Origin of the sequence: Acidiplasma cupricumulans, assembly GCF_001402935.1 — an archaeon.
Taxonomy (GTDB): domain Archaea; phylum Thermoplasmatota; class Thermoplasmata; order Thermoplasmatales; family Thermoplasmataceae; genus Acidiplasma; species Acidiplasma aeolicum.
On record NZ_LKBH01000272.1, the window covers coordinates 1 to 7,585 of the forward strand.

Here is a 7,585-nt window from a genome sequence, read left to right on the forward strand (position 1 = left end):
TAATTATATTTGCATTATAAATTTTATAAGTACTTAATTTAAGGTTACCTTAAGAAAAATAAATATAATGTTAAAAATTTTGGTATAAGACCATGACCAATAGTCATATTAACAACATTATTTTTAATGAAATATGAATTAATTCAAAAAAGAAAAATATTAATTCTTTTATGACTTAAGCAAGTATGCAGAATTCATTTTATGAGGAAAAAGTTAGCCAGATTCAGAAATCATTTAAAATAGATGAAAAATATGAAAGATGGAAAAATTCAACACTTGCTGACTGGAATAAAAAAACAGGATACAGGGAAAAAAATTACACAAATTCATCTGATTTTAAAATAAAGGAGCTTTACACAAGGGGAGACCTCCCAGAGAATCTTGATGAGGTACTGGGAATGCCTGGAGAATATCCTTACACAAGGGGCGTTTATCCAAACATGTACCGTGGCAAATTATGGACAATGAGGATGTTTTCTGGGTTTGGAACACCTGAGGACACCAATAAAAGGTTAAAGTATCTTATAAGCAACGGTGAAACTGGATTGAGCATAGCCTTTGATATGCCAACACTTTATGGCTACGATTGTGATAACCCACGTGCAGAGGGTGAGGTCGGGAAATGCGGTGTTAATGTTTCTTCTTTGGCTGATATGGAGAGGATATTCGACGGCATAGACCTTTCAAAAATTAGTACATCGATGACAATAAACGCACCTGCCGCAATATTAACCGCAATGTATTTTGTTCTTGCCCAGAAAAAGGGTGTGAATTTAGACAGAATATCTGGAACTGTTCAGGCCGATATACTTAAAGAATACATTGCCCAGAAGGAGTGGATGTATCCCCCTGAGGCCCATATCAGACTTATAAGGGACATGCTTGTCTACTCCACAGAAAATGTTCCGAAATGGAATTACATAAGTGTTTCAGGATACCATATAAGGGAGGCTGGATCAAGTGCAGTTCAGGAGCTTGCATTCACGCTGGCAGATGGATTTTATTATATTGACACAGGCATAGATGCGGGGCTTGATGTGGATAAGTTTGCACCAAGGATGTCGTTCTTTTTCAATTCCTCTATTAACTTCTTTGAGGAAATTGCAAAATTCAGGGCGGCCAGAAGAATATGGGCAACTGTATTAAAGGAAAAGTATGGGGCAAAAAATCCAAGAAGCATGCAGTTAAAATTCCATACACAAACTTCAGGATATACACTTACATGGCAGCAGCCATTAAATAATATTGTAAGGACGACAATAGAGGCCATGGCTGCGGTGCTTGGTGGAACCCAGAGTCTCCACACAAATTCATATGACGAGGCCTGGGCACTGCCAACGGATGAGGCTGTGAAGGTTGCATTAAGAACACAGCAGATAATAGCTGAGGAATCCGGCATTGCAGACGTTATAGACCCACTTGGTGGATCGTATTATGTTGAAAGGCTTACAAGCGAAATGGAGGAGGCAGTTTATAAATATCTTGATGAGATAGAAAAAATGGGTGGAATACTTAATGCAGTTAAAAAGGGCTATATACAGAAGGAAATAGCCGAGACATCATATAGAAAGCAGCTTAGAATAGAAAACATGGATGACATAGTGGTTGGTGTGAATAAATATGTTGAGGAGGATGAAAAGCCAATTAATATATTAAAAATTGATGAAATAGCAGAAAAAAATCAGGTTAAGAGGCTTAAGGAATTAAAAAGAAACAGGAATAATGAGATGGTATCCAGATCACTGGATAAATTAAGGGATGCGATGCAGGATGAAAATGTTAATCTTATGCCATATATAATGGACTGTGTTAGAAACTATGCAACCATTGAGGAAATATCAAATGTAGGGAGGGAGATATTTGGAGAGTGGAAAGAACCAAAAATTTATTAAGCCACCAATAAAAGTCCTTCTTGCAAAGCCGGCCATAGATGGACATGACCGTGGGATATTTGTGCTGGCAAGGGCTTTTAGGGACGCTGGAATGGAGGTAATATACGCTGGTTTGCTTCCAACGCCGGAGGAGGTGGTGGACACAGCAGTTAATGAGGATGTGGATGTTATAGCCCTAAGCCTTTTAAATGGAGCCCACATGACTGCATTTAAAAAGGTCATGGACATACTTAAAAAGCGTGGAATAAATGATATAGCTGTTGTTGGTGGTGGAATCATACCTGATGAGGATAAGCCAAAACTTGAAAAAATGGGTGTTACCGGAAATTTTGGCCCCGGCACCAGGCTTGATGTAATAATTGACCATGTAACAAAAAGGGCATTAGAGGTAAGGGAACTGAGAAAAAATGAATATAAATGATATTGTAAACGGCATCCTTGCCGGGGATAAAAGGATGATTGCAAGGTCAATTTCATTGATTGAAAATGATGAAAATGCAAGGGAGGCAATAATAGGAAGGATATACAGCCACGGTAGTGCAAAAATTATAGGCATAACAGGCCCTCCGGGTGTTGGAAAGAGTACAATAATAGGAAATCTAGCGCCAATGCTTGCAAAAACCGGCAAGGTATCAATACTTGCTGTTGATCCTGCAAGTCCATTTTCAGGGGGGTCAATACTGGGCAATAGAATAAGAATGCAGGAGGCATTAAGCAGGTACAACATTTATATGCGGAGTACATCAAATAGGCTTTATGAGGGTGGCCTGTCTGAATATTCATGGGATATAATTAAGGTGATGGAGGCATCAGGCAGTGATTATATTATAGTGGAAACAGTTGGCTCTGGACAGTCTGACCTTGATATAATGAATATAGCTGACATAACCTGTGTAATACTTGCACCAGGACTTGGTGATGAAATACAGGCAGTGAAATCAGGCTTAATGGAGATAGGAAATATTTTTATTGTTAATAAAATGGATAGGGAGGATTCCTACATGGCAATTAAAGATATTAGGGAAACGTTAAATATGAGCAATAAGGCAGATATTCCTGTTATTGGACTGAATTCATTGACACTTGAAAATTATGACAGGTTTGTTAAATATATAAATGACTGGAAATACCAAAATAAATATAGAAGAAACGAAAGAAAAATAAAGCAGATAATAATGGAAAAAATTTACAGAATATATTCAGAATACATAAATAATATAGACTCTGCTGATATTGAGAATGAAAACCCGTATTACGCTGCTGAAAAAATAATGAAAAATGTTGCTGGTCAAAAATTTGGTTATCTAGAAAAATAACATAAAGTTTTTGTATACCTAAATAATAGGTTTATTATGTACAGGCCACTTAAATTTTATTCAGACGAATTTATGAAGAATATTAATGACCGCATAAGGGAAATAATGAGCTATGCCTATCCACCGGTTACCATTTATGAGGATGGGGGAGAATTAACTGTAGAGGCAGATCTACCTGGTTTTGACAAGAATAAAATAAAGGTAACGGCAGAAAAAAATGCCCTTATAATAAGGGCTGACAGGGAAATTAAACCCGATGGTAATCTGTATGAAAATCAGAGGCCGGAGAAGGTCTTTAAACGCATTTCTCTTCCCGTTGAGATAGACAGTGAGGCTGATTTTACAGCTAAATACCAGGATGGTGTGTTAACAGTAAAGATACCTGTGAAAAATGTTAAAACGGTTAAAATAGAATAATTTATTTTTTTATATATATTATAAAAAATATTATATCCAGAACCATCAATGGATATGCAACCACAGGATAATTATGGGAAAATATAAAGAGCGATATTAAAATGGCTGATAAAAATATGGTAACCGGTATTTTGTTATTTTTTTGATTTACCGCATCCGTCTGTTCTTCAAGCCTTCTTTTTAAAAGCGGAAGCACATCAAGGCCCTTTTCGATTGATATGACTGATTTTGAGATAAAATCCGAAAGCTCCTTTCTGTAAAGTTCGTTGAGCATGCCCTCATTATACAGTATTTCCTGCAGAACAAGCACAAATTTAAAGTTAGGGTCCAGGGTTTTACATATGCCCTCCAGAAGTGAGGACATCCTCATGTAAAGTACAAGCTCCCTTGGAAGATGAAATGGAAATTCAAAAATGACATTATTTGCAATTTCAAGAAGTTCTGATATATCCATCTCATTTACATTCCTTCCTGACAGATTTGCTATGGATAATTCTATTGCCTTCCTTATTATTCCCCGGTTTGCGGCAGGTGATAATGCGTTTAATTCTAAAAGCGAGTCTATTATAATATCAGGGTCCTTTGTTATAAGTCCATCGTATAGTTTAAGAAGGGAAAATCTTGTTTTATCATCAAGCTTTCCAACCATGCCAAAATCATACAGTATTATGCTGCCCTGTGATGTCACTGCAATATTTCCAGGGTGGGGGTCAGCATGAAATATATCATTTCTTAACAGCATTCTTATAAATGTGAGGTCAAGTTTATAGGCCAGTTTTTTTGTATCAACGCCTGCCTCTTTTAAGCCTTTGACATCTGTTATTTTAATTCCTGGCAAATATTCAAGGATTATAACCTCACGTGAAACAAAAAATATTTCCGGTATAATTATTCCATATTTTGAAATATTTGATTTTATCCTTCTCAGATTTTCGGCCTCTATAAAATAATTGGCCTCATCATATATTCTAACAGAAAAATCTGAAATAACACTGGATATGCTTATATAAAGGTAGTTATCAATAAATCTTTTGAATAGCCTGAGCAGCCTTTTAATGATTATTAAATCTCTTTGAAGTATGTATGTAATATTATAACGGTTAACCTTAACAACGGCATCACGGTTTTTATATCTGGCAATATACACCTGGCCCAATGATGCACCAGATATTGCATTTTCATTGAATTGCTCGAAATTCTCCTCGATCCTTCCAACATTTTTTTCAATAATTTTCCTTGCCAGAGTAAAGTCATCTGGTGGGACATTATCCTGAAGATCCTCAAAGGCCTTTAGATATTCCTTGGGAAGCAGATCCGGTCTTGCAGATAGAACCTGCCCAAGTTTTATAAATGTGGGGCCAAGCTCAATAAACACATTCACTGCCTTTCTTCCATTTTTTTCTATTAAATAATCATATTCCTCACTTTTTTTTGATTTTTTTCTATCCCTAAGAAACCGTCTAAATACAGGAAGCAGTTTAATCATATATTTTATTTCCAGTTTTCTTATATCCTTAATTTCATCCGGCAAATGTATCCCCCTAATATTATTTTTAATGCATTCATACAATTATATTAACATTGTATTAAATTATTTAATAAGGCATTAATATGCTATCTTAAATAATCAAAATATGCTTAAACTTTCCGTATTGCCATTTAAGGATTTACTTTTATATAAAAAAAATCTTGCAAAAAGCATATATGAATGTAATAAATTACAAAATATGCGAAATATAGAGGTATCACCGTCAATAATTTCTTCCGATTTATCAGATCTAAGGAGTGAAATTAAAAAATGCGAGGATGCAGGTGCAGGTTCATTTCATCTTGATGTAATGGATGGAAATTTTGTGGATAATATAACAATGGGACCTGATCTTATCAGGGCAGTAAGGAAATCAACAAAGCTTAGACTTGATGCGCATTTAATGATAAACCGTCCAGATAAATATTACAGAGATTTTTTATCTGCCGGTGCGGATGTTCTTTTAATTCATTATGAATCTCCCGTGGATATAGGAGAACTTATAAATAAGTTTGAAAGGGATGGTATAAGGTACGGAATTGTAATAAACCCAGATACAGAGTTTAGAAAGGTTAAAAAATACCTTCCAGGATCTGAGATCTTATTAATAATGTCTGTTTATCCTGGCTTTTCGGGTCAAAAATTTATAAACAGTATAATTCCTAAAATAAAGGAGGCCTCTGATTTTATTAAATCAGAACATTTAAAAACAAGAATAGAGGTGGATGGTGGAATTAATGATATAACCGGAAAACAGTGCGTTGAAAATGGTGCTGATATCCTTGTATCAGCATCCTACATTTTTAACAATGATGTATATAAGAGCATTCAAACATTAAAAAATTTATAGATTTAATATTATCCTTCCAGTTTCCCTGTTTGTAAAGTCCTCCAGCGCCTTTTTAATGTTCCACAAACTGTATTCCATGTACACAGGAAGATAGAACCTGTTTAAACTCATTATTTTTAGTAATTCGTAAAGGTCCTGTCTTGTTCCACCTGTGGACCCAATAATCTGCTTTTCATTTGTATATATATCTGCTATATCGGCCTCAAAATTTCTTCCGGTTAAAACACCGTATGTAATTAATTTACCGCGCCTTTTTACATGCTTCAATGACTCTGAAAGAAGGCCATTGCCAAGAGGGTTAATAACAGTATCTGCCTGAAAATCATCAGGTATTTTATTAAATACGGTTATGCCGAATTTGCCAAGCTCATTTTTCCTTGAATACACATACACATCAAGGCCCATTATCCTTGCAATCTGGACTGTAAAAATTCCTGTGTTTCCAGCACCATAAACAAGTATTTTGGAGCCAGGGGCAGGCCTGGCCGTCTTAATTGCGCGGTATGCTGTTAATGCACCTATACCTATGCTAACAGCAGTGTTATCATCTATTACATCCGGAACCTTAAAAAGATTTTTTTCATCCACTGATATGTATTCTGAATATCCGCCATTGGTCACAACGCCCCATATTCCACCATTATAGCATAAATGTTCATTTCCAGAAATACACATTTCGCAGCTTCCGTCAAATATTCGATTATAAACTATTACACGGTCTCCTTTTTTAATATTTTTTCCATCATCCATGGCAATTCCCATAATTTCTGAACCAGGTATATGAGGCATTGGTGACACACCATAAACAACCTTTCCGGCTATTAGGTTGTAATCAAGTGGATTAAGCCCTGCCTTTTTAACCATAACCTTTATTCCGCCGGATGGTTCATCCACATCCCTTATCTCTAGGTTTTCAGTGCCAAAATTATTAATTACTACAGCCTTCATGATATATAAATAATAAAAAACTAATAAATTTTGGTATGTGACATTAACATTGATTTAAATCTGGGTAATTTCTGTGGGTATAGGATTTATCATTGCATACAGAGCCGGACATGCCTTCCTTGATGCTATTAAAATATCCCTGATATCCTCATCGGATTCAACATCTATTTTTATAGATTTTATTATTGGGAAATTTGAATCCTCAACAACTGGACCTATGTCATAATATAAATGACCTGTGAAATTTAACTTATTTAGCCTGACACCCCTCTTTGCAGCCTGTATTGCCACGGTGGATGCAAAACATGACATAACACCCATCATTAAATAATTAAGCGGCGTTGCATGTGTGCCCTGACCGCCAAGAACGCCGGGTTCATCAGCACCCAGTATAAATTTTGCCTTTTCTGATGATAATTCTGCTGTAAACATCGGACTTCCTTCAAAATGGAATTCACCTTTTATATGTTTTTCCGACCCGAAATGACCACCATTTTCATGCACCTTTTTAGATGTTTGCTCAAGTTTCTCCATATCTATATTATTTATAATTTTCACCATTTTATATCAAAAATTAAATATCATGCCAAATTTAAATATTGTTAAATGGAAAATAATAAAATAACATAGATCG

The 7,585-nt window shown here is 35.5% G+C and carries 8 protein-coding genes; 5 read left to right on the plus strand and 3 right to left on the minus strand.

All coding sequences use genetic code 11. The features are described from left to right. Positions 1 to 185 precede the first annotated feature (185 nt). Genes AOG55_RS07415 through hsp14 form a run of 4 tightly spaced genes read left to right on the plus strand, consistent with a single transcriptional unit; the run spans position 186 to position 3,625 of the window. Complete coding sequence (locus tag AOG55_RS07415) at positions 186 to 1,892, plus strand: acyl-CoA mutase large subunit family protein (protein ID WP_048101670.1); 1,707 nt, start codon at positions 186 to 188, stop codon at positions 1,890 to 1,892. Then, a complete protein-coding gene (locus AOG55_RS07420) occupies positions 1,861 to 2,313 on the plus strand; it encodes a cobalamin B12-binding domain-containing protein (protein ID WP_054964082.1) in 453 nt (150 codons plus the stop codon). The genes AOG55_RS07415 and AOG55_RS07420 overlap by 32 nt, the downstream gene beginning before the upstream one ends. After that, positions 2,300 to 3,208 carry an ArgK/MeaB family GTPase gene (locus AOG55_RS07425; protein ID WP_055041107.1) on the plus strand — a complete coding sequence of 303 codons (909 nt, stop codon included), beginning with the start codon at positions 2,300 to 2,302 and terminating at the stop codon, positions 3,206 to 3,208. Before AOG55_RS07420 ends, AOG55_RS07425 begins: the two co-directional genes overlap by 14 nt. A 36-nt stretch (positions 3,209 to 3,244) precedes the next feature. Beyond that, positions 3,245 to 3,625, plus strand: coding sequence for an archaeal heat shock protein Hsp14 (gene hsp14 / locus AOG55_RS07430; RefSeq protein ID WP_052656759.1), 381 nt, complete (start codon positions 3,245 to 3,247; stop codon positions 3,623 to 3,625). A gap of 1 nt (position 3,626) precedes the next feature. On the opposite strand, the gene AOG55_RS07435 is transcribed toward hsp14, so the two are convergent. Further along, positions 3,627 to 5,156, minus strand: a complete 1,530-nt coding sequence (locus AOG55_RS07435) for an ABC1 kinase family protein (protein ID WP_156318802.1) — start codon at positions 5,154 to 5,156, stop codon at positions 3,627 to 3,629. A gap of 196 nt (positions 5,157 to 5,352) precedes the next feature. Here AOG55_RS07435 and rpe point away from each other — a divergent pair, with 196 nt between their 5' ends. Beyond that, a complete protein-coding gene (gene rpe, locus AOG55_RS07440; protein WP_055041110.1) occupies positions 5,353 to 6,003 on the plus strand; it encodes a ribulose-phosphate 3-epimerase in 651 nt (216 codons plus the stop codon). Here the strand turns inward: rpe and AOG55_RS07445 are convergent. Both AOG55_RS07445 and AOG55_RS07450 read right to left on the minus strand, forming a co-directional pair. Then, complete coding sequence (locus tag AOG55_RS07445) at positions 5,998 to 6,951, minus strand: alcohol dehydrogenase catalytic domain-containing protein (RefSeq protein ID WP_048101673.1); 954 nt, start codon at positions 6,949 to 6,951, stop codon at positions 5,998 to 6,000. The genes rpe and AOG55_RS07445 overlap by 6 nt on opposite strands. Before the next feature lie 54 nt (positions 6,952 to 7,005). Next, positions 7,006 to 7,512, minus strand: a complete 507-nt coding sequence (locus AOG55_RS07450; protein WP_055041108.1) for an OsmC family protein — start codon at positions 7,510 to 7,512, stop codon at positions 7,006 to 7,008. Between the last annotated feature and the right edge of the window lie 73 nt (positions 7,513 to 7,585).

What these genes read in the sequence shown, in the direction of transcription:
- AOG55_RS07415 (WP_048101670.1), top strand. Translation starts at nt 186, where the DNA reads ATGCAGAATTCATTTTATGAGGAAAAAGTTAGCCAGATTCAGAAATCA.
- AOG55_RS07425 (WP_055041107.1), top strand. Translation starts at nt 2,300, where the DNA reads ATGAATATAAATGATATTGTAAACGGCATCCTTGCCGGGGATAAAAGG.
- hsp14 (WP_052656759.1), top strand. Translation starts at nt 3,245, where the DNA reads ATGTACAGGCCACTTAAATTTTATTCAGACGAATTTATGAAGAATATT.
- rpe (WP_055041110.1), top strand. Translation starts at nt 5,353, where the DNA reads ATGCGAAATATAGAGGTATCACCGTCAATAATTTCTTCCGATTTATCA.
- AOG55_RS07450 (WP_055041108.1), bottom strand. Translation starts at nt 7,512, where the DNA reads ATGGTGAAAATTATAAATAATATAGATATGGAGAAACTTGAGCAAACA.
- AOG55_RS07445 (WP_048101673.1), bottom strand. Translation starts at nt 6,951, where the DNA reads ATGAAGGCTGTAGTAATTAATAATTTTGGCACTGAAAACCTAGAGATA.